This window comes from Pseudomonas sp. RGB, assembly GCF_007713445.1.
Lineage (GTDB): Bacteria > Pseudomonadota > Gammaproteobacteria > Pseudomonadales > Pseudomonadaceae > Aquipseudomonas.
This window is the reverse complement of sequence record NZ_VMSH01000004.1, coordinates 451217-474106: the sequence shown is the minus strand read 5'-3', so window position 1 is coordinate 474106 and position 22890 is coordinate 451217. Positions and strand designations below refer to the sequence as shown.

General features: G+C 60.4%; 23 protein-coding genes and 2 pseudogenes. 15 read left to right on the top strand and 10 right to left on the bottom strand.

From position 1 onward, the window contains the following. The first annotated feature begins 31 nt into the window (after nucleotides 1-31). The 3 genes and pseudogenes from FPT15_RS11925 to FPT15_RS11915 form a co-directional block, all read left to right on the top strand. Nucleotides 32-511, top strand: a complete 480-nt coding sequence (locus tag FPT15_RS11925; RefSeq protein WP_145161124.1) for an ATP-binding protein — start codon at nucleotides 32-34, stop codon at nucleotides 509-511. Next, nucleotides 508-1281 (top strand): nucleotidyltransferase domain-containing protein, encoded by a 774-nt coding sequence (locus FPT15_RS11920; RefSeq protein WP_145161122.1) that lies wholly within the window; start codon nucleotides 508-510, stop codon nucleotides 1279-1281. Before FPT15_RS11925 ends, FPT15_RS11920 begins: the two co-directional genes overlap by 4 nt. Before the next feature lie 101 nt (nucleotides 1282-1382). Then, nucleotides 1383-1493 (top strand): annotated as a pseudogene (locus tag FPT15_RS11915) (alpha/beta hydrolase); the annotation flags it as partial. Here FPT15_RS11915 and FPT15_RS30360 read toward each other — a convergent pair. Both FPT15_RS30360 and FPT15_RS30355 read right to left on the bottom strand, forming a co-directional pair. After that, the gene (locus FPT15_RS30360; protein ID WP_370004774.1) at nucleotides 1490-2257 is read right to left on the bottom strand and encodes a methyl-accepting chemotaxis protein; all 768 of its coding nucleotides are present in this window, start codon (nucleotides 2255-2257) and stop codon (nucleotides 1490-1492) included. The pseudogene FPT15_RS11915 and the gene FPT15_RS30360 sit on opposite strands and share 4 nt — an antisense overlap. 87 nt (nucleotides 2258-2344) lie before the next feature. Further along, nucleotides 2345-3349, bottom strand: a pseudogene (locus FPT15_RS30355) (cache domain-containing protein); the annotation flags it as partial. 305 nt (nucleotides 3350-3654) lie between these two features. Between FPT15_RS30355 and FPT15_RS11905 the strand changes: the two are divergent. After that, nucleotides 3655-3807: a hypothetical protein gene (locus tag FPT15_RS11905; protein ID WP_256676429.1), complete on the top strand. Its 153-nt coding sequence runs from the start codon at nucleotides 3655-3657 to the stop codon at nucleotides 3805-3807. On the opposite strand, the gene FPT15_RS11900 is transcribed toward FPT15_RS11905, so the two are convergent. Further along, complete coding sequence (locus tag FPT15_RS11900) at nucleotides 3799-4266, bottom strand: MarR family winged helix-turn-helix transcriptional regulator (protein WP_145161118.1); 468 nt, start codon at nucleotides 4264-4266, stop codon at nucleotides 3799-3801. The genes FPT15_RS11905 and FPT15_RS11900 overlap by 9 nt on opposite strands. A gap of 79 nt (nucleotides 4267-4345) precedes the next feature. Between FPT15_RS11900 and FPT15_RS11895 the strand changes: the two genes are divergently transcribed. The 3 genes from FPT15_RS11895 to FPT15_RS11885 all read left to right on the top strand — a co-directional run bounded on the left by FPT15_RS11895 (nucleotide 4346) and on the right by FPT15_RS11885 (nucleotide 7009). Then, complete coding sequence (locus tag FPT15_RS11895) at nucleotides 4346-5848, top strand: FAD-dependent oxidoreductase (RefSeq protein WP_145161116.1); 1503 nt, start codon at nucleotides 4346-4348, stop codon at nucleotides 5846-5848. A 268-nt stretch (nucleotides 5849-6116) separates the two neighbouring features. Continuing rightward, complete coding sequence (locus FPT15_RS11890) at nucleotides 6117-6563, top strand: HIT family protein (protein ID WP_145161114.1); 447 nt, start codon at nucleotides 6117-6119, stop codon at nucleotides 6561-6563. Further along, nucleotides 6563-7009, top strand: a complete 447-nt coding sequence (locus FPT15_RS11885; RefSeq protein ID WP_145161238.1) for a VOC family protein — start codon at nucleotides 6563-6565, stop codon at nucleotides 7007-7009. The genes FPT15_RS11890 and FPT15_RS11885 overlap by 1 nt, the downstream gene beginning before the upstream one ends. An 8-nt stretch (nucleotides 7010-7017) precedes the next feature. Here the strand turns inward: FPT15_RS11885 and FPT15_RS11880 are convergent, their stop codons facing one another. Continuing rightward, nucleotides 7018-7884 carry an aldo/keto reductase family oxidoreductase gene (locus tag FPT15_RS11880; RefSeq protein WP_145161111.1) on the bottom strand — a complete coding sequence of 289 codons (867 nt, stop codon included), beginning with the start codon at nucleotides 7882-7884 and terminating at the stop codon, nucleotides 7018-7020. Between the two features lie 72 nt (nucleotides 7885-7956). Here FPT15_RS11880 and FPT15_RS11875 point away from each other — a divergent pair, with 72 nt between their 5' ends. Together FPT15_RS11875 and FPT15_RS11870 are read left to right on the top strand one after the other, a co-directional pair. Next, nucleotides 7957-8601: a TetR/AcrR family transcriptional regulator gene (locus FPT15_RS11875; RefSeq protein WP_145161110.1), complete on the top strand. Its 645-nt coding sequence runs from the start codon at nucleotides 7957-7959 to the stop codon at nucleotides 8599-8601. 5 nt (nucleotides 8602-8606) lie between these two features. Then, the gene (locus tag FPT15_RS11870) at nucleotides 8607-9062 is read left to right on the top strand and encodes an NUDIX hydrolase (RefSeq protein ID WP_145161108.1); all 456 of its coding nucleotides are present in this window, start codon (nucleotides 8607-8609) and stop codon (nucleotides 9060-9062) included. Here FPT15_RS11870 and FPT15_RS11865 read toward each other — a convergent pair. Continuing rightward, a complete protein-coding gene (locus tag FPT15_RS11865; protein WP_145161106.1) occupies nucleotides 9059-9619 on the bottom strand; it encodes a cysteine hydrolase family protein in 561 nt (186 codons plus the stop codon). The two genes, FPT15_RS11870 and FPT15_RS11865, sit on opposite strands and share 4 nt — an antisense overlap. Nucleotides 9620-9745: 126 nt before the next feature. Between FPT15_RS11865 and FPT15_RS11860 the strand changes: the two genes are divergently transcribed. Next, nucleotides 9746-10000 carry a hypothetical protein gene (locus tag FPT15_RS11860; protein WP_256676428.1) on the top strand — a complete coding sequence of 85 codons (255 nt, stop codon included), beginning with the start codon at nucleotides 9746-9748 and terminating at the stop codon, nucleotides 9998-10000. Between the two features lie 5 nt (nucleotides 10001-10005). Here the strand turns inward: FPT15_RS11860 and FPT15_RS11855 are convergent, their stop codons facing one another. From FPT15_RS11855 to FPT15_RS11845, 4 genes are all read right to left on the bottom strand, one after another. Then, nucleotides 10006-11319, bottom strand: a complete 1314-nt coding sequence (locus FPT15_RS11855; protein ID WP_145161104.1) for an FAD-binding oxidoreductase — start codon at nucleotides 11317-11319, stop codon at nucleotides 10006-10008. Nucleotides 11320-11367: 48 nt separating this feature from the next. Then, complete coding sequence (locus FPT15_RS29770) at nucleotides 11368-11523, bottom strand: hypothetical protein (RefSeq protein ID WP_178119684.1); 156 nt, start codon at nucleotides 11521-11523, stop codon at nucleotides 11368-11370. 101 nt (nucleotides 11524-11624) lie between these two features. After that, nucleotides 11625-12440: a suppressor of fused domain protein gene (locus tag FPT15_RS11850; RefSeq protein WP_145161101.1), complete on the bottom strand. Its 816-nt coding sequence runs from the start codon at nucleotides 12438-12440 to the stop codon at nucleotides 11625-11627. Between the two features lie 28 nt (nucleotides 12441-12468). Continuing rightward, nucleotides 12469-13101: a TetR family transcriptional regulator gene (locus tag FPT15_RS11845; protein ID WP_145161099.1), complete on the bottom strand. Its 633-nt coding sequence runs from the start codon at nucleotides 13099-13101 to the stop codon at nucleotides 12469-12471. A 111-nt stretch (nucleotides 13102-13212) separates the two neighbouring features. Between FPT15_RS11845 and FPT15_RS11840 the strand changes: the two genes are divergently transcribed. From FPT15_RS11840 to FPT15_RS11830, 3 genes are read left to right on the top strand one after another with little or no spacing between them, the layout of a single operon-like run. Next, complete coding sequence (locus FPT15_RS11840; RefSeq protein WP_145161097.1) at nucleotides 13213-13869, top strand: O-methyltransferase; 657 nt, start codon at nucleotides 13213-13215, stop codon at nucleotides 13867-13869. Nucleotides 13870-13882: 13 nt separating this feature from the next. Beyond that, a complete protein-coding gene (locus tag FPT15_RS11835) occupies nucleotides 13883-14749 on the top strand; it encodes an SDR family oxidoreductase (RefSeq protein ID WP_145161095.1) in 867 nt (288 codons plus the stop codon). 12 nt (nucleotides 14750-14761) lie between these two features. Next, nucleotides 14762-15934 carry an arabinose transporter gene (locus tag FPT15_RS11830; protein WP_145161093.1) on the top strand — a complete coding sequence of 391 codons (1173 nt, stop codon included), beginning with the start codon at nucleotides 14762-14764 and terminating at the stop codon, nucleotides 15932-15934. On the opposite strand, the gene FPT15_RS11825 is transcribed toward FPT15_RS11830, so the two are convergent. Then, nucleotides 15921-16541 (bottom strand): LysE family translocator, encoded by a 621-nt coding sequence (locus tag FPT15_RS11825; protein ID WP_145161091.1) that lies wholly within the window; start codon nucleotides 16539-16541, stop codon nucleotides 15921-15923. The genes FPT15_RS11830 and FPT15_RS11825 overlap by 14 nt on opposite strands. Before the next feature lie 479 nt (nucleotides 16542-17020). Here FPT15_RS11825 and FPT15_RS11820 point away from each other — a divergent pair, with 479 nt between their 5' ends. Continuing rightward, nucleotides 17021-20524 carry an AAA domain-containing protein gene (locus tag FPT15_RS11820; protein ID WP_145161089.1) on the top strand — a complete coding sequence of 1168 codons (3504 nt, stop codon included), beginning with the start codon at nucleotides 17021-17023 and terminating at the stop codon, nucleotides 20522-20524. A 155-nt stretch (nucleotides 20525-20679) separates the two neighbouring features. Further along, the gene (locus FPT15_RS11815; RefSeq protein WP_145161088.1) at nucleotides 20680-22878 is read left to right on the top strand and encodes an OsmC domain/YcaO domain-containing protein; all 2199 of its coding nucleotides are present in this window, start codon (nucleotides 20680-20682) and stop codon (nucleotides 22876-22878) included. Nucleotides 22879-22890 lie beyond the last annotated feature (12 nt).

Genomic DNA, 22890 nt, shown 5'->3' with positions numbered 1-22890 from the left:
TGCTGCGTGGCCCGACATAAGGAACCGTTCCATGCCAACCCTGCATCTGTTGTGCGGCAAGATTGCCTCCGGCAAATCCACCCTGGCTCAAACCCTGGCCGCCGAGCACGCCGCCCTTGTGCTCAGCGAAGACCAGTGGCTGGCGCAGCTCTATCCGGGTGAGATTCTGTCGATTGCCGATTACCTGCGCTGCGCCCAGCGTGTTCGCGCGGTGGTGGGGCCGTTGGTGATCAATCTGTTGAAATCGGGCATCAATGTGGTGCTTGATTTCCCGGCGAACACACTGGCCAACCGTGAATGGTTGCTGGGTTTGGCAAAAGCAGCTCAAGCGCCGCACCGCCTGCATTACCTGGAACTGGACGACGCCACCTGCCGCGCCCGCTTGCATGCGCGCAATGCTCAGGGCGAGCATGATTTTGCCGCCACGGACGCCGAGTTCGACCTGATCACGCGCCATTTCTGTGTGCCCAGTGAGTCGGAAGGCTTGGTGATTGAGGTGCATCGCCCATGAGCGCGCCTCCAGGTATCGATGCCAATGGCTGTGTGCTGACCATTGCCAATGCGCCCATTCAAGCTCAATTCCAAGCGCTTCTGGCCGATGTGCGCGAGTCTCTGGCAGGCGCAGGGCTGGGCTTGCACAGCCTTTACCTCTACGGCAGCGTCGCGAGGGGCGATGCCAGCCCAGGCGAGTCCGACCTTGATGTGACGCTGGTGCTGACTGATCCGCCGGATGCGCGCGTACTCGAGGCGTTGGAGCAGCTGCGCCAGGCCCTGGAACAACGGCACGAGGTGGTGAGCAAGATCGACTTCGACATCGGCCACCGCGCCGCGGTGCTGGCGCCCGAGAACCGCAACCGCTGGGGCTTCTGGCTCAAGCACCATTGCCGTTGCGTGTGGGGCGATGATCTGTCGCTGCGCTTTGAGCCGTTTCGGCCCTCACGTGACATCGCCTTGGCGCTCAATGGTGACTTCGAGCCGGTGTTGAGCGGCTACCTCAGACGCATCGAACACGCCAGCGCGGTACCCGAGCGACTTCGCCTGCAACGCGAAGCGGCGCGCAAGTTGATTCGGGCGACGCACACGTTGCGCACGGCAGACGCGTCAGGCTGGCCGCAAACGCTGGAAGAGCATGTGGCTTTGTTCGTGCAGCATTACCCGTCGATGCGTGTCCAGATCGCCTACTTCCTGTTTGAGGCGCGTAACCCGAGTGCCGAATGCGCGGCGTTTTCCGCGCGCCTGCAGGCCTTTGTCAGCTGGATGGTTTCACCGCAGGCTAGATAGGTATATTGGCGCTGAGCCTATTATCAACTTTCGCCTGATTCGCCACCTCTGGCTGTTCCTTGCCGTGGCCGAAGAACAGCATTTCGGCCGCGCAGCCAAGCGCCCATGGTGTACGGCTGGCGCTGATTACCCAGTGCGGGCACTTCCCGATGTATTCCAACCCGGCGGCGATGTGGCAACAGATTGCAGACTTCCAGCGCCGCACGCTTTAGGACTTGAAGCGTCCCACCAAGGCGTTCAACTCATCCGACAAACCTGCCAATCGCCCCGAATCATCCTGGGCTGAGTTGGCCAGGCTTTCGACCAATCGCGCCTCGTCGTAGATCTGCTGGATGTGCCGGTTGATCTCTTCGGCGACGCTGTGTTGCTCCTCGGCGGCGGCGGAAATCTGCAGGTTCTGGTCGCGGATTTCATTCACCGACAGCTGAATGCCTTCAAAGCTGTCTCGCGCGCTTTCAATCGACGACACGCTGGCGCGTGACAGGTCCAGGCAACTGCTCATCTTCTGCGTGACTTCCTCGGTCTTGCTGCCCAGGGTGCCGAGCAGTTGCTCGATCTCGCCAGTCGAGTCCGAAGTGCGCTTGGCCAACGCGCGTACCTCATCGGCCACCACGGCAAACCCACGGCCTTGATCACCGGCGCGGGCTGCTTCAATCGCCGCGTTGAGCGCCAGCAGGTTGGTCTGTTCGGCGATGGCGCGAATGGTGCCGAGGATCTGGTTGATGCTGCGGCTGCCGGCTTCCAGCTCGACCATCGCCTGGGACGACTCGGTCAGGCGGCGGCCCAGGCGATTGACGTTATCGGTGGTGACTTCGATCTGTTGCTTGCCCTCGGCCACGCGGCGATGGCCGTTCTCGGCAGACTCGGCAGCGCCACTGCAGGAGCGCGCGACCTCGTTGGCGGTGGCGACCATCTCGTTGAACGCAGTGGACACCAGTTCCACCGCCTCACGCTGACGGCCAGCGGCGTCGTTCATGTTGTGCGCCACCTGGCTGTTGACCCGTGACGCGTCCTGCAAGTTGGTCGAGGCCGCGCCGATATGCTGGATCAGCTGACGGATAGCGGCGAGAAACTTGTTGAACCAGCCAGCCAGTTCGGCGGTTTCATCCTTGCCCTGCACCTGCAATTCATGGCGCAGATCGCCTTCACCTTGGGCAATGGATTGCAAACCGGTGCTGACCTGGCCGATCGGTTTGACGATCACCTTGGAAAACGCCGCTGCAATCAGCCCGAAGATCAACACCAGCACCGCCACAATGGCTGCGGTCAGGTACGTCATGCGCGTGGCAGCCGCCATCACCTCGTTGTATTCGATCAGCCCGACGTAGCGCCAGCCGAGGCCGGGCGAGGTCCAGACGTTGGCCATGTAGCGCACGCCGTCGATGACCACCTCGGTGGAACCCTGGGCCGTTTCGGCCAGATGCGCGTAAGGCGCGCCGAGCGCTTTGAGCGGCTTGAAGTTGTGCGCGGCATCGCGCGGGTCAACCAGCACCACGCCGTCTTCGATCAGCATCACGTAGCCGCTTTCACCCAGCTTGATGCTCTTGAGCAATTCGGTGAGGTTCTTCAGCGACACACTCACCACGAACACGCCCTTGGCCTTGCCGGTGGTGTCCAGCAGCGCGCGCGCGGTGCCCACCAGGGCCACGTCATCCTTGTCGTAATAGTAAGCAGGGGTGCGCACGGTTTTGTTGGGGCTGGCCATCGCGGCCTTGTACCACGGGCGGGTACGCGGGTCGTACTGGGACAGTTGCGGGTCATCGGGCCATTTGGCGTAGGTGCCGTCTTCCAGGCCGATGGACAAAATGGCCGCCGAAGGGTGGGTGGCGCCGAAGCGCGCGAATTGGTCGATGACCTGCTGAGCCTGGGCCGGCAGCGGTTGGCTGGCCGCATTGGCAGGCCGGTAATCCTTGAGCGTGTTCAGCGAAGTGTATACAGGATCAGCGGACATCTGATCGACGTTCTGTAAGGTGCCATCGAAGAATTGCCGGATGTTGCCATCGATCTGGCGTATTTCACGGGTGCTGCCGTCGATGAATTGCTCCACCGCCTGGGTTCGTGTGTTCATCACGCAGATCAGCGCGACTAGGCTGACCGGGATAAAGGCCACGGAGACGAACGCGAGTACCAGCTTATTTTTTATCTTCATCGAGACGACCATCGGCAGGGAGGGCGACCAAATCATCGTCTCTACCAGCGAGACGGCGATTTGCTATCACTGCTTGTTTCGGCTCGGAGGCAGTAAATCTTTAGAAATATTTTGTGTACAACAAAAATAGCTTTTGTTCTGGGATTGCGAGCGGCAGCGCCCGCTCACTCGATTGATGGCGCGGTAGCTATCTGCTGGCCGCGCCCGGCTGGGTGTGCACGCAAATGGGCGGCCCCGGCGCGCGGCTCGAAATCGGCGAAAGCAGCCCGCTGGTGGTGGACATCGTGGAAGCACGTCGGTGTGCCGGGCCTGACCTTCACGGCTCGGCACGGCGTGACGTTACCCTGGTGACCCTTGCCCGTGGGTTGTCAGCGTAGACCTTTGGTTGCCCGTATCGAGTCGTCCTTGATGTCCTCGGCGAATTTGCGCATCAGGCGTACCAGGTTTTCGAAATCGCCTTCCTCCCAGGTCGAGAAGATCGACACGCCCATGCGCTCGCGGGCGTCATCCACGCGGTCGGTCATGGCTTTGCCTTTTTCGGTGATGACTGACTCGCGTACACGCCGGTCCACGGCGCTTTCCTGGCGCAGGATCAGGCCAAGGCTTTCCAGTTTCGCCACTTGGCGGCTCACGGTGGTGTAGTCGCGGCCCACGCGGTCGGCCAGTTCGACCACGCCAATCGGGCCCAACCGTTCAACCAGCACCAGCAGCGGAAACAGCGCGCGGTCCAGGGAAATCCCGGCCTCGCGCACCATTGCTTCGTCACGCTGGGGGCGGTTCATCACCCCGACGATCTCCACGAGCGAGCCATGCAAGTCACGCAGTTGTGCGCTCATATGTGCGTTTTGCACGCTTTTTGTTGACACTGTGTTTCTCCGTCATAATATGTGCGTATTGCACATATAGGTGATCCGTATGAACAAGCGATGCGCTGTCGATGTAGTGATTTGCGGTGCCGGTGCGGCCGGCCTGACCCTGGCGATCGACTTGGCGCGACGGGGTATCACGTTCCGCCTGATCGAGAAAAACGCCGAGCCTTTTCACGGCTCGCGTGGCAAGGGCATTCAGCCGCGGTCACAGGAAATTTTCGAAGACCTCGGGATTCTGGATCGCCTGTTCGCTGTGGGTGGAGTCTATCCGACTGAGCGGCGCTACCGCGACGATGGCAGCTACACCGATGCCGATTCCATCGAGCGCAACGCCTCGACGGCGGCCGAGCCGTATCAACAACCGTTGATGGTGCCGCAATTTCTGACCGAACGCGTGATGCGCGAACGCCTGCTCGAGCTAGGGCACCGGCCAGAGTTTGGTTGCGAACTGGTGGGATTCGAGCAGGATGACGAGGGCGTCAGCGTACAGCTGGCCAGCGCGGCAGGTACGCAATCGGTGCGCGCACGCTGGCTGGTGGGCGCCGACGGCGGCCGCAGTTTTGTGCGTCATGCCCTTGAAATCGGCTTTCCGGGTAAGACGCTGGGCGCGCGTGCGCTGGTCGCCGATGTGCAGTTGTCAGGGCTTACGCGCGACTGCTGGCACCGCTTCGGCGAAGGCGATCTGCTACGGCAGGTCGCCGTGTGTCCTCTGGCGGGCACCGAGCTGTTCCAGATTCAGGCGCCGATTGCGCTCCAGGCTCAGGTCGACCTCAGCGCACAAGGGCTGACGGCCTTCATCGCAAAGCGCACCGGGCGCGATGACATCCAGGTGCACGCCGTGTCCTGGGCGTCGGCCTACAGCATGAATGCCCGCTTGGCCGATCACTACCGCGTCGGGCAGGTGTTTTTGGTCGGCGACGCTGCGCACATTCATCCACCCACCGGCGGCCAGGGGCTCAATACCAGCGTGCAGGATGCCTACAACCTGGGCTGGAAACTGGCGGCGGTGGCCAACGGTGCACCTGAAACGTTGCTCGACACTTATGAACAAGAGCGGCGCCCGATAGCCGCTGCGGTGCTGGGCTTGTCGACCCAGTTGCTCCAGGGCATGCAACGCGGCGACATGCGGCGGGGCAGGGAAGTGCATCAACTCGACCTGGGCTACCCGCAATCGTCACTTGCGCTGGGGCACGCCGAACGCGTCGGCAACCGTGCGCCGGATGCGAGACTGCGCGGCGCCGGCGGGCAATCACTGCGCCTGTTTGATCTGTTCAAGGGGCCGCATTGGACGCTGCTGGGATACGACGTCGCACCCGGCTTGGTGTCGCCTCGGGCCGGGTTGCATATCCACCTCATCGGCGCGCACGGTGAGCTAATCGATGACCAAGGGCAGTTTCAAGACGCTTACGAACTGGCGCCTGGCGAGTGGGTGCTGGTGCGTCCGGATGGCTATGTCGGCGCGATTGTTTCGTCAGGCAGTATCGAATCGCTGGAGGCGTATTTGTTGCAGGTCGGGCTTTCGCCGGTGCTGCTGGAAAAGGCTTGCTGACCGCCGCGGGTTATCGACGCTTGAGGATGGTTTGCAGGGCGGCGCTCAGGACGGCGATATTGCCGCCTGCTGAACCGCCGCAAAGGCCAGTGCTTGGTCAGTTCGTAGAATGGCTGCGCTGCAACGTCCATCGGAGTCACTCCTCAGTCGGCATGCCGTGCGCCCGTTCGGTTGCTGGGCTGACAGGGTTAGCCCGGCCAATGTTTGCATGGATGCGTCTGGTTCACATAGCCTGCAGCTTTCTTCCCCGCGTCATTAAGGACAATGCATGCCGCTGATTTCACACCGCGTAGAACTGGCCCGCAAGGGTGCCAACGACAAGGTTATCTGCCGCATGGCCTCGGGTTGGGCGGTCATGGGCGACGTACAGTTTTTGCCAGGTTACTGCCTGCTGCTGCCCGATCCCGTGGTCGCCAGCCTCAATGACCTGGACGCCAACGCGCGCGCTACCTACCTGCTCGACATGGCGCTCATCGGCGATGCCCTGTTGGCCGCCACCGATGCGTTGCGCATTAATTACGAGATTCTGGGAAACTCGGAACCGCAGTTGCACAGCCATATTTTCCCTCGCTACGCCACGGAGCCGGACGACAAGCGCACGATGCCCGTATGGTTCTACGACTGGAAAACGGCACCGCCTTACGCTGAAGAGCAGCACGGTGACCAGCGCAAGAAGCTCGCGCAATTACTGACCTCCACACTGGACGCAGGATGATGATGCAAAGAAATAAGCTGGTCCCGGAATTGATGGTCACTGACCTGAATGCCAGCCTCGAATTCTGGGTGTCATGGGTAGGCTTTAACGTGGCTTACCAACGTTTGGAAGAAGGCTTTGCCTACCTTGACCTCAACGGCGCGCAGGTGATGCTCGAGCAAATCGACCCGCGCGCCAATCAATGGCAAACGGCGGCATTGGACCTGCCGTTGGGGCGCGGTATGAATCTGCAGATTGATGTCGCGGCGGTAGGTCCGGTGATTGAGCGGCTGGATGCTGCGGCGTATCCCATGTTCAAGCCCTGCAAGGATGTTTGGTACAGGGCCGCTGAGGTCGAGGTCGGGCAGCGTGAGTTTCTTGTGCAGGACCCGGACGGCTATTTGGTTAGGCTGGTCGAACGACTTGGTGAAAGGGCACGCCGGCTCGATGACGGGGTGCCCACATAGCGCGTGGTTCAGTGCGCGATGGCATTCAGCTCAGCGACAGTCTCATCGGTCAATTTAAGTGCGCCCACCGCCAGGTTTTCATGCAAGTGCGCCACTGACGAGGTGCCGGGAATCAGCAGAATGTTTGGTGAGCGGCGCAGCAGCCACGCCAGCGCGAGCTGCTTGGGCGTCACGCCCAGCCGCTCTGCAACACGCGTCAGTGTCGATGACTGCAGCGGCGTAAAACCACCCAGTGGGAAGAACGGCACGTAGGCAATGCCTTGCTGTGCCAGCTCGTCGATCAGGGCGTTATCGTGCTGGTGCGCGATGTTGTACAGGTTCTGCACGCACACGAACTTGACGATGTTGCGCGCCTCGGCCACCTGCGTCGGCGTCACGTTGCTGATGCCGATATGGCGCACCAGGCCTTGCTGTTGCAGTTCTGCCAGCGCGGTCAGTGGCGCTTCGTTCGAGCCTTCGCCGGGGCCCATCAGGTTGTGGGACGCGCGAAAATTGACCACGTCCAGTACATCCAGGCCCAGGTTGCGCAGGTTGTCATGCACGGCCTGTATCAGCGCTTCCCTGGAAGGCGCGGCATGCCAGCCACCTTCGCTGTCACGGCGGGCGCCGATCTTGGTGACGAGGGTGAGGTCATCGCGGTAAGGGTGCAGCGCCTCGCGAATCAGCTGATTGGTGATATGCGGCCCGTAGAAGTCGCTGGTGTCGATGTGGTTCACGCCGGCTTCGACGGCCTCGCGCAGCACAGCCAGCGCGGCCGCTCGGTCCTTGGGCGGGCCGAATACGCCCGGGCCTGCCAATTGCATTGCGCCGTAACCGATGCGGTTCACCTGGCGGTCGCCTAATGTGAATGTGCCGCTGTTTGCCAAGCCCGTCATAGCCGTCACCCTTGCTTCATCTGAGTAAGGCTCTAATATGAAGGATCCTTCAGATTTTGGAATTCGCATTCCATGAGCGCCGTCAAAGTCACCTTAAAGCCAAGAAAATCAGCGGTTCAGGCGCGCTCAGTCGCCACCGTCGAGGCACTGCACACCGCAACGCTTCAGGTTTTGACCCAGCAGGGCCTGATCCGCTGCACCACCACCCGAGTGGCTGAGCGCGCCGGCATGTCGGTGGGCAGTCTCTACCAGTACTACCCCAACCGCGACGCGCTGCTTGCCGCCGTACTGCAAAAACACCTCGAGTGGGTGGCCGAGGCGGTCGAGTTGGCGTGCGGCCGGCACCAGGGCAGGCCGGTGGCGGAAATGGCGTGCGGCCTGGTCAGCGCGCTGGTCACCGCCAAGTTGCGCGACCAGGGCATTTCCAAGGCGTTGTATGCCATTGCGGGCGAGCGGGGCGGTGCCGAATTGGTCGCGCGCATCAATAAGCGCATGGTAGCGGTGATCGCCGCCATGCTGGAGACGGCGCCGGATGCGCATTTCGAAGACCCGATCCTGACCGCCGGGATTTCCCTGAGCGCTATCGTCGGCCCGGTACGGACCCTGCTCGAAGGCAACGCATCGCCCGCATTCGAAGCCGGACTTGAGCAGCAGACCACGCTGCTGTTGCGGGGCTATCTGCAAGCCCATCAGCATCCGGTTTCAAACAAGGAATAAAGCGAATGCGCGAGCGCAAGGCATCACGATTGTTGGTGATAAACCCGGCGGGCGAAGTCCTGCTGTTCAGGTTTGTGCATAAAGACGGCGCCCTGGCGGGCCGGGATTACTGGGCCACGCCCGGCGGCGGCGTCGAGGCGGGCGAAACCTTCCACGCGGCAGCCATCCGTGAACTGCGCGAGGAGACGGGCATTGTGGTCAGCGCTGTTCAAGCGCCTGTGGCACAACGCAGCTTTGAGTTGATGCTGCCCAGCGGTGAAATGGTATTGGCGATTGAGCACTACTTTATCGTTCACGTCGCGAGCGAGGCGCTGTCCAGGGCAGAGTGGACGCCGCAAGAGACGCAGGTGATGGCGGACCATCACTGGTGGTCCGCTCAGGCGTTGCGATCGACCAAGGACAGGGTATGGCCCCAGGGACTGGTTGAAATGCTGGTGAACGCGGGCATTTTTGCCGCTTAAGCAGCGGCAAGAATATCAAGTGTTTGCATGACCCTGGCGTAGTCCATCGCCAGGTTACTCAGCGACAGCGCATGCACATCCTCGGCAGGCCAGAGCCGCCCCGACAAGTCGGTTTGATCGAATGTATAGCAAGCGTCTGCAGCCACGATCACGTCAAAACCCAGGTTGCCGGCGGACCGCGCCGTAGACTCGACGGAATTGTTGGTGATCACGCCGACGATCACCAACTGCCTGATCGCGCGCATCTGCAGCCAGCGCTCCAGGCCGGTGACCGCGAACGCATCCGGCACGTTTTTCTCCAGCACCTGCTCATGCGCGAGCGGCGCCAGCGCTTCCTGGAATTCACAGCCTGGCTGGCCTGGCCAAAAGACCGAGCCGGGTGTGCGCGACATATGCCGGACATGCACGACCGGACGTTGCGACTGCCGCCAGGCGCCCAGAAGCTGCTGCATGTGCAACTCGGCCTCTGGGTTGTTGCGGCGCCCAAGCTTGGGATGGTGCATGCCCTGTTGCATGTCGATGATTACCAATGCTGCGTTTGTCGCTAACGGTTCCATGGCCCATCCTTTTGCTGATCTGGAGCGAACATATCAGCGATTGCAGGCATGCCAACAGGGATTCGTTCGAACCCAGCGCTGTTTGCCCTTACACTGCGGCCCCCAATTTCAGCAAGGATGCTCTGGATGCGCGCGCTACTGGCAGAAATCACCCTCACCCTCAAGAACGCCGCGAGCGCAAAAGAGACCGCGACGGCGCACTATACGGTGCCGATGGAAACCGAAAACCTGATTATCGTGCGCGAGCCGCTGGCGTCGCAGCGCGTTGGTCCGTACCACATCCAACGGGTGAAAAACTTCGCGGTGATCGAACATAACTCGGCGCCGGACAGCCCGGACTACTTCACGGGCATGTACCGCAAGCAGCCCGCTCAACCCTGAGTGGGTCAGCGCAGCTTCTCGAGCATCTGGTAGTACCACATGCCCACCGCCAGCATCGGGTTGCCGAACACATCGCCCAGCGGCACCTTGATGTGTTTGCAGCCGGCAAAGGTGTCGTACTTTTCCAGCGTGCCGGTCAGCGCTTCGGCCATGATCTCGCCCATGATGTGGCTGGTGGCGATGCCATGCCCCGAGTAACCCTGGCAGTACCAGACATTCTCTGAGAGCTTGCCCAGCTGCGGGATGCGATTGATCACAATGCCCATCGCACAACTCCACTGGAACTCGATGTCTACCCCCCTCAATGCGGGAAACGTACGCTCGATGCATGGGCGCAGTTCCGCAGCGATGTCGCGTGAGTCGCGCCCGGAATAGTTCGCGCCGCCACCGAACAGCAAGCGCCCATCGCCCGTCAGGCGGTAGTAATCGAGCACGAACCGGCAGTCGTACACCGCCAGGTCCTGTGGGTTGATCTGCTGCGCCAGCGTGCCCAGCGGCGCGGTTGTGACAATGCCGCCCATGGCCGGGAAGATTTTGCCCTTGAGCTTTTTGGGTTCGAGCCTGTGGTACACGTCGCCGGCGAGCAGCAGCTGGCGCGCGTCGATGCGGCCAAGGGCGGTGATCACGACAGGCCGGTCGCCATGCACGATTTCCAGCACTTCGGAATTTTCAAAAATCAACGCGCCCAGGCTGTGCGCCGCGCGGGCTTCGCCCAGGCACAGGTTCAGTGGATGCACGTGCAGGTTGCGCGTGTTTTTCAGCGCACCGAGGTACAGCGGGCTGTCCAGATGCTGACGCATGGCGGCCTGATCGAGCAGACTGACCTGATCGCCCATGCCGCGCCGCTGTGCTTCATCGTGGAAAGCACGCAGTTCGCTCAGGTGCGAGGGCTTCATCGCCGCATGCAAGTGGCCGTGCTTGAGGTCGCAGTCGATTGCGTACCTGTTCACGCGTTGCTCGATGATCTCGTGGCCACGCCAGCGCAGGTGCCAGATGAAGTCGTCGACCTGCGTGCCCAGGCGGCTGCGCATTTGCTCGCGCATGGCCTCGTCGCCCGACAGGCTGCCGGTGACTTGCCCGCCATTGCGCCCACTGGCGCCCCAGCCGATCCGATTGGTTTCGACAATCGCGACCTTGAGCCCGCGTTCAGCCAGCTCGACGGCACTGGCAACGCCGGTGAAGCCGCCGCCGATAATCACCACGTCAACGCTGACCTGGCCTTGCAGGGTCGGGTACTGGGTAGCGTCGTTGAGGCTGGCGGTGTAATACGAAGCTCTGCGCTGGGCAGCACCGATGACAGGGCGCATGGCTGCGGTCATGGAAGGATCCTTCTGAAAAATGAATGCCGGTAAGGCGTTTCAACTTGATCAGAGGCGTGCATCGGGCGGACGCGCATGGCGGCAATGCCACAGCGCCCAGAAGGCCAGGATGATATTGAACAGCGGGTTTTCGCAGGGACGTGCCTGCGCCTTCGGGAAGCAAGGTTGCAGGTGGCGAGAGAACACACGCAATAGCGAAATCATGGTTGCCGATGCTCCCACCACGCGCAGGTGCGTTAAATCGCCGTTTGTGTACCTTCAGTTATGGCTTCGTTAAACAATCGTCACGGCGGCGCAACGCCCCCTCATACGACGCTTTCGCGATACAAGGCGCTGGTATGCCCTACGCCAGCGGCGTTCAAACGCGCCACCAGGTCCTCTCGAGCCGCACGCCCACCTGTACGCACATACTCAAGCTCCGACGCGGTAATCAACACCACCGGCACCAGTCGCACCGGCGACAGCGGCATGTCTTCAAGGCGGGTAGGGAAGTCTGGTTGCGGCCCACCGAGCAGCACGCCAGTGGCGTCGTCTTCGGTGACGAACAGCTTGGGCACTTGATCGCTCATTTGATGTGACAGGCTGAACCCAGGCAGTTCCAAAGACAGTACGCCGTGAGTGTCCAGCTGGTGGGTAATGCCGCCCGCGTTGGCCACGGTCTTGGCGACGTGTTCGAGCAGTTCGAACGCCCAACTGCGGCGCAAAGGGTCGACATCACCCGGCTCGCCACGGGCGTCGTCGGGAATATCCGGCGTTTCCAGGAACAATTCCATCTCAAACCCATTGCCCAGGCCTTCTGCATCGTCGAAGGGATCGGACAGGCCTTCGGTGGCGAGGACGATGGATTCATCACGGCGCACCACACGGTACGCCTGGCGGGTGGAGGGCCAATGAGGACCGCCGGTAAAGCTTGGGCTGATCATGTACGTCAGCACGTCCTGCTCCACGCTCCCCACGGTCTGCCAGTGACGGTCCAGGCATTCACCGCTGGCAAGACGCGCTGCGATATTGGCCGCATCTGCTGCAGTTTCAACCGGTTCAACAGGTTCAGTCGGCGCGGGAAGGGCCGCTTCGGCGTCGGGTTTTTTGGCAGTACCGAACAACTTCTTGAAGAAGTTCATGGGCATTCCTTTGCTGGAGATGAGTGCTTTACAGCTGATTGAGTGCGTTTACATAGGCGCGAAACATATCAGCCATTCCATCGGCGTAAACAGATATTTCTGCCGCCGTACGTGGGCTGCCGGAAAAATCCTTACCCACCGAACTGAGCGTGGTCAGGATCAAATCGCAGGCCAGTGCACGGCGTTCAGCAGGCACGTCGGGTAGCAATTCAAGCATGAACGTCTCGAAGGCGCGCTGACCTGCCGCGCGCACTTCCACAGCTTCGGGCGCATCGCGATACAGCGGCGCGGCGTCGCTCAGGGCGACGCGCATCTGCGCTTCTTCGCATTCGGAATGGACAAACGCATGCACCAGGGTGCGCAGGCGCTCGAGCGGCGCAACGTCGGTTCTCTCCAGAATGTCGCGCAGCATCTGCGTGGTCTGCTGCCACTCATCGCTCTGCAGTCGGAACAGGATGGCCGCCTTGTTGGGGAAGTACTGGTACACCGAACCGACACTCACACCGGCTTTTTCCGCCACCCGCGCGGTGGTGAAACGGGTGGCACCTTCCTTGGCCAAAACCTGAATAGCCGCTTCCAGGATCGCCGCCACCAGCTCGGTGGAACGCGCTTGTTGTGGCTGTTTGCGTGAGGAAATACGGGCGGTCTGGCGGGTTGTCATCTGGGGCTCCAGCAGCGGGACTAACGCGAATAGCGAATGCGACGAATCACTCGCATACTTTTAATGCGACGAATTAGTCGCATCTTAGCCCCAACCTCACGGAAATCAATCATGTCGACCCTGACCACCGCGCCAATGGCGCCCCTGATCGAACGCCTCTACGCACAAGCCAACGCGGCCACCAGCCCACTGATCAACAGCGTTTCGCGTGAAGAACGCGACCGTCTGATGCACAGCAAAACCGACTACCTCGCGCTCTACACGATGCTCAAAGACCTGTGGCTGCCGGTCTCCCGCGACACCGGCACCTTGCTGTACCTGTTGGCGCGCAGCACCAAGGCGCAGGCTATCGTGGAGTTTGGGACGTCGTTTGGCCTGTCCACCTTGTTCCTGGCCGCCGCGTTGCGCGACAACGGTGGCGGCGTGTTGATTGGCAGCGAGTTCGAGCCCTCGAAGATCGCCCTGGCACGCGAGCATTTCATTCAGGGCGGGGTGAGTGACCTGATTGAAATCCGCGAAGGCGATGCCTTGGTGACGTTGGCCACAGACCTGCCGGAAGCGGTCGACCTGCTGCTGCTCGATGGCGCCAAGAGCCTGTATGGCGACGTGCTGAACCTGGTGGAAAAACACCTGCGGCCCGGCGCGCTGGTGATAGCCGACAATACCGACTATTGCCCGCATTACCTGGCGCACGTACGCGAGCCTGCGAACGGCTATCTGTCCGTGCCCTTTGCCGATGACATCGAACTCTCGATCCGCTTGCGCTAACAGGAGTCACCTCATGCATGTATTTGTCACGGGAGCCACCGGCTGGGTGGGCTCCGAAGTGGTCAAGGACCTGATCGGCGCCGGCTACCTGGTCACCGGTTTGGCCCGCAGCGATGACAAGGCCCAGGCACTGGCGGCCACCGGCGCGAAAGTGCTGCGCGGCTCCCTGGATGACCTGGATGTTTTGCGCCGTGCGGCGTGGGGCGCGGACGCGGTCATCCATACCGCGTTCAACCATGACTTCACACGGTTCATCGAAAACTGCGCGCAGGATCGTCGCGTGATCGAGGCGCTGGAAAGTGTGCTCAAAGGTTCGGACACGCCGCTGATCGTGACCTCAGGCTTGTCGGGCCTGGCGCGCGGCGCGCTGGAGAGTGACTTGCCGAACGCCGGCGCCCCACGCCAATCCGAACCCGCCGCGCGGCTGTTGGCTGAGCGTGGCATACGGGCGGCAACCGTGCGGCTGGCGCCGTCGGTGCATGGGGTGGGCGACCATGGTTTTCTGCCGATTTTGATTCGGCTGGCGCGGCAGACGGGCGTGTCGGCCTATATTGGCGACGGCGAGAATTGCTGGTCTGGCGTATACCGCACCGACGCGGCGCGGGTCTACCGCCTGGCGCTGGAGGAGGGCGTCAGCCAAGCCGTGTACCACGCGGTGGCGGACGAGGCCGTGCCGTTCAAAGCCATCGCCGAGGTCATCGGGCGCCGCCTGGGCGTGCCGGTGCAATCCCGGCCGCGTGAGCATTTCGGCTGGTTCGCGATGATGGCCGGGGCTGATATGGCCGTTTCCAGCGCGCATACCCGCGACCTGCTGGGCTGGGTGCCCAGCGGCCCGGACTTGCTCACAGACCTTGATCACGCCGACTACTTCACCCGCTGACGGAAGGTTTTCATGACTCAATATGTCTTGCTGAAAATGCTGCCGATCACCCTGGCGGTGTTCGTCGGTTTCCTGATCATCGGCCTGCAGTTGCCGGTGCTGCCGTTGCACCTGAACCACACGCTGGGCATGAGCACCTTGGTGGTCGGCATGGTGGTCGGTGCGCAGTTCGCCGCGGCGTTGCTGTCACGGGCCTGGGCCGGCAATTTTGCCGACATGCGTGGGCCCAAGCGCGCAATGTTGATTGGCATGCTGGTGGCGGCCAGTTCCGGCGTGCTGTACCTGGCGTCGCTGGCGTTTGTCGACACACCGGCGCTGTCAGTCTGGGTGCTGCTCGCCGGGCGCGTGGTGCTGGCCTTGGGTGAAAGCCTGATCATCACCGGCTCGATGGGCTGGGGCATGGGCCTGGTCGGGCCGCAAAACGCCGGCAAGGTCATGGCCTGGATCGGCATTGCGATCTATGCCGCATTTGCGCTCGGGGCACCGTTGGGGGTGGCGATCAATAGCCAGTGGGGGTTCAGTGGAATCAGTATCGCGACCCTGCTGTTGCCGCTGTGCGCCTTTGCCATCGTTGCGGGGGCCAAGGGCGTTGCGCCCACCAGCCAGCGGCGCACCTCGTTTTACAAAGTGCTGGGCACAGTGTGGTTGCCGGGCCTGGGGCTGGCGTTTTCCAGCATCGGTTTTGGGCTGATCACAGCGTTTATTGCGCTGCTGTTTGCGTCCAAGAACTGGGGCAACGCGTCGTTCGCTTTCACCGCGTTTGGCCTGGCATTTATTGGCGCGCGAATCTTCTTCGGGCACCTGCCGGACAAGCTCGGTGGCGCAGTCGTCGCGTTGGTTTGTGTGCTGATCGAAGCGGCGGGGCAGTTGTTGATCTGGGGCGCAGGCTCACCGCTGATGGCGTACCTGGGTGCAGCGCTGACCGGCTTCGGTTATTCGTTGGCGTTCCCGGGGTTTGGTGTCGAGGCGATCAAGCGTGCGCCCCCGCAAACGCGTGGGCTGGCCATGGGTGCCTATGTAGCCTTCCTCGATATTGCGTTAGGGATCAGCAGCCCGTTGGCCGGCGCTTTGGCCGGCGCCGCCGGGGTAGGGTCGGTGTACCTGGCCGGCGCCGTGGCGGTGGCGATGTCGGTGGTGGTGGCGTGGGTGTTGTTGGCTAAACAGCCGGCACTCAGCGCTTGCTGAACGCCAGGCGCGCGGCAAATACAACAAAGATCAAGCCAGTGGTGCGGTCCATCCACTGGATGACCTTTTCTCGGCGCAGGAAGCCAGACAGTGGCCGGGTGGCGCCAATCAACGCCAACGACCATGCCAGCCCCAATACCACGTGAATGCTCACCAGGCCGAAAGTCCAGGCAATCAACGAATGGCCTTGGGGAATGAACTGCGGCAGGAACGACACGTAGAAAATCCCCACCTTGGGGTTCAGCACATTGCCCAGCATGCCCTTGAAAAACCAGTTGCCGCCAGGCCTGGCGTCAGCGTTGGCCGACGACAGTGAACGGCGCGGGCGCAGCAGCATGTTCACGCCCAACCAGGCCAGGTAAGCGGCGCCGCAGTACTTGAGCAGGTTGAACGCCACTTCCGACACTGCAATCAACGCGCCCAGCCCAAAAGCCACGGCCGCGCCCCACACCAGGCAGCCCGCGTTGATGCCGAAGGCGGCGTGCAGCGCCTGGCGCTTGCCTTCTACCGTGGCGGTGCGCAGCACCAAAGCGGTGTCGAGCCCCGGCGTGAGCGTCAGCACAGTGGCGGCGAAGGTGAAGGCGAGGAGGTTGTCAGTGATGGACATGGGCTTTTCCGTTCAAGTAAGGCGTCAGATCCAATCCGGCCAGATATTCAAGGAGGCCAACGCTGACCTCGATTACCGCGTCGCAAAACTCTTTATTGCCGCGCCAGCGTAATGTGGGTCGGGGTCCAGCATAGCTTCGAATCAGCGCCAATACCGGATTTGCCCAAGGCGCTGGTCTAGGACTGCGCGTTGTCGACAAAGGCGCAACACTCGAAAGCGGCGTAAGTGGTTAGCCTTTAACGCCGGATTTCAGTTGGGCCAGCGCCGTCGCAACGGCGTGGTATGGACCGCTTGGCCAAGGATGAGCACTGATGATGAGGTGGATGGCATAATCCTTATCCTCGATGCCCAGGCACCGTGGACTTTCTTATCTCAACACCTGTGGTGATTAGTCATCCGCGTGTCGAAACGCTACTCTCGGCGCCCATTACCCATCCACCGACCGTCACAGTGAGTGACGGCCTTCATGAATCAGGACGATGAACGACTATTCTTCCAAGCTCGCAAATTATTGGCGTAATTCACTGGCCGATGCCGAAAACGGCAATGGCGCCTTATCGCCGAGCCAAGTCAAAACCTATACTGCTTTGCCCATTGACGCGTTATCCAAGGGCTGTGTACCTGATGAGCAGCTCAGCTTGTTGTTTGCGGGCGAGCCTGCCCAACAGCTGCACGTTGAAGTCACCCTGCGCCCCTTTGTGTACAAGTCGCGCCTGGAACACCGTCAGGCGCGCAATGGTTTACCCGCGTGGATCACTCCAGTTCTGTGCCGCGTATCAGTGACCCGCGATGGGCGTATTTATCCGACTGCACAGGCGCTGGTGCCTCGCGACATCCTTGATCCATTGGATCGCGATAATTTCACCATCGGTGCTCAGTTCGACCTGGACACGTTTCTGTCAGCAGAACAAGCGCCACAGCTGGATCTGCCTGCGGCCGGTAGCGAGCTTAGTGCCGATCAATATCAAGAAAAGTGGATCAGCTATCTACGGTTCTGCAAGAAGATGTTCCACACGGTTTCCGACGGTTGGAATGGGGTCGATGATGGTTTTGATCCGGTCAATTATTGTTTTATTTTCAAGGAACAAAAGGCAGAAGGTTTTAGCCGCAATATCGTCGCGCTCTATGATCATCTGCGAGAGGCAAAACCCACGGCGCCCTTGTTTGATCGTTTCGCTCAACGTGAACCCACACCAGACGAACCCTGTTTACCCACCAATAGCCTGTTCGCCAGGCGGCTAGGGCATGCCGGTGACGAATACGCGTTAGCACCCGCCCAACGCGATAGCCTGGCGCACCTGCTTTGCGGCGAGAGCGGTGATGTGTTGGCCGTTAACGGGCCTCCTGGAACCGGTAAAACCACATTGCTCTTGTCCGTTGTTGCCTCGCTCTGGGCCAAGGCTGCGGTAGACGGTGATGAGCCGCCAGTGATTGTCGCCAGTTCTACGAACAACCAGGCTGTCACCAACATCATCAAGGCGTTCGGTAAAGATTTCTCAGAGGGCACCGGCCCCTTTGCGGGACGCTGGCTACCCGACATCAAGAGCTTCGGGGCGTACTTCCCCAAGTCCTCGGCAGAAGCGGAAATGGCCCGCACCTATCAAACCAAAAGCTTTTTCCAGGAACTTGAGTCGCAGGCCTATCTTGATAAAGCGCAGCAAGCTTATCTTGGCAAAGCCGCCATCGCATTTGCAGGTGAGCCGGTTCCTACCGTCAAGAATACAGTGAGTAAACTTCAGGCAGAGATACGAACGCGTCAGCACCAGCTCGCCGAGATTGAGAAAGGGTGGGCAACATTGGTGGCTGTCCGCAACGCTGTTCAACGGCTGCTGGGGAATGATCCACAGGCGGGGATCGCACGTCTTGAAGCCCAACTCACGAACCACGCCGAACAGCTTGCCAAAGCGCAAGCCCGCCTCAAGGATTTCAAGCATTACCTGGCTCATGAACCATTGATCTACTCGCTGTTTAGCTGGTTCGGTCCAGTCGCGGCTAAACGTCTTCGACTGGCGAAGTTGCGAGTTGATGAAGCTGATACCGCGCTGCAGGCAGCCGCCGATGTCAGCTCGATCGAACGTCAGTTGACCGCCGTTGTTGCTCTGGCCGCCCAGGCGTTGAAACCACTTGAAACGCAACTGGCGCAGGTCCGCGAGTTGATGCAGAGCGTGCAACGTGAGGTGTCGAATTGGCAGACGGTCATCGCGGTATTACCGAAGGCTGCTGGCAAAGCGGCCGCACAGGTGACATTTGATGATTGCGACAGTTGGGCGGATACCTCTTTGCGTTTCGAGATCTTCTTGCTCACTACGCATTACTGGGAAGGACGTTGGTTGATGGAAGTCGCTGACGAATTGCCAGACATTCTTAAAAGTCGTGGCAAAAAGGGTCGCAAGACCTTGGAGAAGAACTGGCGGCGCTGGATGAAGCTGACACCGTGCGTCGTGGCTACGTTTTTCAGGCTACCAGCAGAACTGCACTGCAAGCGCCACGATGGCAACGGTTTTGTTGATGATTACGCATTGAATTTTGTCGATTTGCTGATCGTCGACGAGGCTGGTCAGGTCTTGCCTGAGGTCGCGGCGCCATCATTCGCATTGGCCAAGCAGGCGTTGGTCATTGGTGATACTCAGCAAATTGAACCTATTTGGTCGATTCCCGCTGCTGTCGACATCGGCAACCTGATCAGCGCGGGCCTGTTGTCTCGGGACAAGGTGGATGATGACTACGCTGCCTTCTGCGACAGCGGACGCAGTGCCGCCAACGGCAGTGTCATGTCAATTGCGCAGTCGACCAGCCGTTACCATTACGATCGCGACCTCGCCCGGGGTATGTACTTGTATGAACACCGTCGTTGCTATGACTCGATCATCGATTACTGCAATGCCCTTTGCTACAAAGGCAAGTTAGAACCGCGCCGGGGTGCAAAACCGCACGGTGGCTTGCCTGGGCTCGGCTATCTGCACATCGATGGCAGGTGCCAGCAGAAACAGGGCGGTAGCCGTCACAACCTGCTCGAAGCGCAGACGATTGCCGCGTGGATTAAGGCTAATGAACAGGAACTCACACAACGCTACAAGAAGGAACTGTGGGAGATTCTGGGTGTGATAACCCCCTTCGGCGCACAGACTCAGTCGATCATCGAGGCGTGCTCAGCGTTGGGTATCCGTACCGGCAAAGGCGACGGTGAAGTCACCATCGGCACTGTTCACTCCTTTCAGGGGGCAGAACGGCCAGTGGTGATTTTTTCGGCGGTTTACTCCAAACATGCCGATGGTCCTTTTATAGACCGCAGGGACAGCATGCTGAACGTTGCTGTTTCGCGGGCTAAAGATAGCTTCCTGGTGTTCGGTGATATGGACTTGTTCACCCAGGTGTCCGCCAGCAAACCGCGCGGACGCTTGGCCCTCTACCTGCTCAGTGACGCGGCGAATGAGCTGAAGTTTGATTTCCAGCCTAGGGTCGATTTGCTCACTACGCGCACCGGATTGAGCCATTTGCATGAGTTTGCCGAACATGATCGGTTCCTGTTGCGTACCTTGGAGATGGCCCGCCACCAGGTTCAGATAGTGACGCCGTGGGTTAAGTTACACAGGATGCATGAAAGCGGTGCTTTGGACGTCATGGGCGGGACGGTGAAGCGTGGTGTCGAAGTAACGGTCTATACCGACTTGCGCTTCAATACTGATATCAAGCGCGGTAAGCCCGATGGTGATACAGGCAAAGTAGCAGAATTCAAGGAGGCCATAGCTGCTTTGAAATCCCGTGATGTGCAGGTTCGTGTGGTCAACAAGGTGCATAGCAAGATTGTCATGGCCGATGAAGAATTGCTGTGTGTCGGGTCGTTCAATTGGCTGAGCGCGGATCGTTCGGGTGATTACATACACCATGAGACGTCCATGGTTTATAGAGGGCCCGATGTGCGAGACGAACTCATCGTTAACCGAACGAGCCTTGCGCAGCGCCTGAGTCCGCGAGCGTTATAGCCTGATGCATCGCTACGTCAGCTGAGGGCTGCAAGCAGCTGACGCAGCGATGCAAAGAGGCACCGATCGGCAGCCAATTCGGAAAACCCTGAGACTTCCCGGCGAAAATCTTCATAATGGCGGCCAATTTGTTTAGCTCGTTCTGGTGTGCCCGCATGGAAATTAAGGTCAACTTTCTCGACAACCTTCGGCTTGAAGCCAAGTTCGATGACTTCACGGTGATTGCCGACCAACCCATTCGCTATAAAGGCGATGGTTCGGCCCCGGGTCCGTTCGATTACTTCCTGGCTTCGTCGGCGTTGTGTGCGGCGTACTTTGTGAAGCTGTACTGCGAAACGCGCAATATCCCCACCGAAAATATTCGCCTGTCGCAGAACAACATCGTTGATCCGGAAAACCGCTACAACCAGATCTTCAAGATCCAGGTCGAGTTGCCGGCGGATATCTCCGACAAGGACCGCCAGGGCATCCTGCGCTCCATCGACCGTTGCACCGTGAAGAAAGTCGTGCAGGCCGGGCCCGAGTTCGTGATTGAAGAGGTGGACAACCTCGACGCCGATGCCCAGGCGTTGCTGATGCCTGGCGCTAGTTCTGAGGCGGGCACCTACATTGCTGGCAAAGACCTGCCGCTGGAGCAGACCATCGCCAACATGTCCGGCATTCTCGCGGGCCTGGGCATGAAGATTGAAATCGCCTCGTGGCGCAATATCGTGCCCAACGTCTGGTCGCTGCATATCCGCGATGCCCACTCGCCGATGTGCTTTACCAACGGCAAGGGCGCGACCAAAGAGGGCGCACTGGCGTCGGCGTTGGGCGAGTTTATCGAGCGGCTTAACTGCAACTTTTTCTACAACGATCAGTTCTGGGGTGAGGAACTGGCCAACGCGCCGTTCGTGCATTACCCGGATGAGCGCTGGTTCCAGCCGGGCCGCAAAGACGAGTTGCCGCCTGAAATCCTCGACGCCTACTGCCTGAAAATCTACAACCGCGATGGCGAGCTGCGTGGCTCGCACCTGTTCGACACCAATTCGGGCAATGAAGAACGCGGCATTGTTTCGCTGCCGTTCGTGCGTCAGTCCGATGGCGAGGTGGTGTACTTCCCGTCCAACCTGATCGAAAACCTTTACCTCAGCAACGGCATGAGCGCGGGCAATACCCTGGCCGAAGCGCAGGTGCAGTGCCTGTCGGAGATTTTCGAGCGCGCGGTCAAGCGCGAAATCATTGAAGGTGAATTCGCCCTGCCGGACGTACCGGCTGAAGTGCTCGCCAAATACCCGGGAATTCTTGCCGGTATTCAAGGCCTGGAAGCCCAGGGCTTCCCGGTACTGGTCAAGGACGCGTCACTGGGCGGTGAATTCCCGGTGATGTGCGTGACCTTGATGAACCCGCGCACCGGCGGCGTCTTTGCCTCGTTCGGCGCCCACCCGAGCCTGGAAGTGGCGCTGGAACGCAGCCTCACCGAATTGCTTCAGGGCCGCAGCTTCGAAGGCTTGAACGACCTGCCGCAGCCGACCTTTGAAGGCCACGCGGTCACCGAACCGAACAACTTCGTCGAGCACTTTATCGACTCCAGCGGCGTGGTCTCGTGGCGCTTCTTCAGTGCACAGTCGGACTACGAGTTCGTTGAGTGGGATTTCTCGGGCCAGGGCGAAGACTCGAATGCTCAGGAAGCCGCGACCCTGTTCGGCATTCTCGAAGGCATGGGCAAAGAGTCCTACATGGCGGTGTACGAACACCTCGGCGCAACCGCCTGCCGCATCCTGGTGCCGGACTACTCGGAAATTTACCCGGTGGACGACCTGATCTGGGACAACACCAACAAGGCGCTGTTTTTCCGGGCCGACATCCTCAACCTGCACAGCCTCAGCGATGACGAGCTCAAAGCACTGGCTGAGCGCCTGGTGGAAAGCGAGCTGGACGATTACACCGACATCACCACCTTGATCGGCATCGAGTTCGACGACAACACCGCGTGGGGCCAACTGACCATTCTGGAGTTGAAGCTGCTGATCTACCTCGCCTTGCAGCAATATGAGGAGGCGAAAGAGTGCGTGGAGATGTTCCTGCAGTACAACGACAACACCGTTGATCGCGGCCTGTTCTATCAGGCGGTGAACGCGGTGTTGGAGATGCACCTGGACGAGGACCTGGAACTCGCGGATTACGAGGCCAACTTCCGCCGCATGTTCGGCAATGAACGCATGGACGCGGTGATCGGCTCGGTCAACGGCACGCTGCGTTTTTATGGCCTGACGCCGACCAGCATGAAGCTGGAAGGGCTGGATCGGCATTTGCGCTTGATCGACAGCTACAAAAAGCTGCACGCGGCGCGTGCGAATATCACCTCAGCCTGACGCTTAAACCCT

Bases quoted from the DNA above. Each gene is read 5' to 3' on its own strand.
- FPT15_RS11865 (WP_145161106.1), bottom strand. From the start codon at position 9,619: ATGGAACCGTTAGCGACAAACGCAGCATTGGTAATCATCGACATGCAA.
- FPT15_RS11880 (WP_145161111.1), bottom strand. From the start codon at position 7,884: ATGACGGGCTTGGCAAACAGCGGCACATTCACATTAGGCGACCGCCAG.
- FPT15_RS11900 (WP_145161118.1), bottom strand. From the start codon at position 4,266: ATGAGCGCACAACTGCGTGACTTGCATGGCTCGCTCGTGGAGATCGTC.
- FPT15_RS11870 (WP_145161108.1), top strand. From the start codon at position 8,607: ATGCGCGAGCGCAAGGCATCACGATTGTTGGTGATAAACCCGGCGGGC.
- FPT15_RS11885 (WP_145161238.1), top strand. From the start codon at position 6,563: ATGATGCAAAGAAATAAGCTGGTCCCGGAATTGATGGTCACTGACCTG.
- FPT15_RS11905 (WP_256676429.1), top strand. From the start codon at position 3,655: ATGGGCGGCCCCGGCGCGCGGCTCGAAATCGGCGAAAGCAGCCCGCTG.
- FPT15_RS11820 (WP_145161089.1), top strand. From the start codon at position 17,021: ATGAACGACTATTCTTCCAAGCTCGCAAATTATTGGCGTAATTCACTG.
- FPT15_RS11925 (WP_145161124.1), top strand. From the start codon at position 32: ATGCCAACCCTGCATCTGTTGTGCGGCAAGATTGCCTCCGGCAAATCC.
- FPT15_RS11895 (WP_145161116.1), top strand. From the start codon at position 4,346: ATGAACAAGCGATGCGCTGTCGATGTAGTGATTTGCGGTGCCGGTGCG.
- FPT15_RS11875 (WP_145161110.1), top strand. From the start codon at position 7,957: ATGAGCGCCGTCAAAGTCACCTTAAAGCCAAGAAAATCAGCGGTTCAG.
- FPT15_RS11825 (WP_145161091.1), bottom strand. From the start codon at position 16,541: ATGTCCATCACTGACAACCTCCTCGCCTTCACCTTCGCCGCCACTGTG.
- FPT15_RS11840 (WP_145161097.1), top strand. From the start codon at position 13,213: ATGTCGACCCTGACCACCGCGCCAATGGCGCCCCTGATCGAACGCCTC.
- FPT15_RS11835 (WP_145161095.1), top strand. From the start codon at position 13,883: ATGCATGTATTTGTCACGGGAGCCACCGGCTGGGTGGGCTCCGAAGTG.
- FPT15_RS11855 (WP_145161104.1), bottom strand. From the start codon at position 11,319: ATGACCGCAGCCATGCGCCCTGTCATCGGTGCTGCCCAGCGCAGAGCT.
- FPT15_RS11815 (WP_145161088.1), top strand. From the start codon at position 20,680: ATGGAAATTAAGGTCAACTTTCTCGACAACCTTCGGCTTGAAGCCAAG.
- FPT15_RS11920 (WP_145161122.1), top strand. From the start codon at position 508: ATGAGCGCGCCTCCAGGTATCGATGCCAATGGCTGTGTGCTGACCATT.
- FPT15_RS29770 (WP_178119684.1), bottom strand. From the start codon at position 11,523: ATGATTTCGCTATTGCGTGTGTTCTCTCGCCACCTGCAACCTTGCTTC.
- FPT15_RS11850 (WP_145161101.1), bottom strand. From the start codon at position 12,440: ATGAACTTCTTCAAGAAGTTGTTCGGTACTGCCAAAAAACCCGACGCC.
- FPT15_RS11860 (WP_256676428.1), top strand. From the start codon at position 9,746: ATGCGCGCGCTACTGGCAGAAATCACCCTCACCCTCAAGAACGCCGCG.
- FPT15_RS11830 (WP_145161093.1), top strand. From the start codon at position 14,762: ATGACTCAATATGTCTTGCTGAAAATGCTGCCGATCACCCTGGCGGTG.
- FPT15_RS11845 (WP_145161099.1), bottom strand. From the start codon at position 13,101: ATGACAACCCGCCAGACCGCCCGTATTTCCTCACGCAAACAGCCACAA.
- FPT15_RS30360 (WP_370004774.1), bottom strand. From the start codon at position 2,257: ATGAACGACGCCGCTGGCCGTCAGCGTGAGGCGGTGGAACTGGTGTCC.
- FPT15_RS11890 (WP_145161114.1), top strand. From the start codon at position 6,117: ATGCCGCTGATTTCACACCGCGTAGAACTGGCCCGCAAGGGTGCCAAC.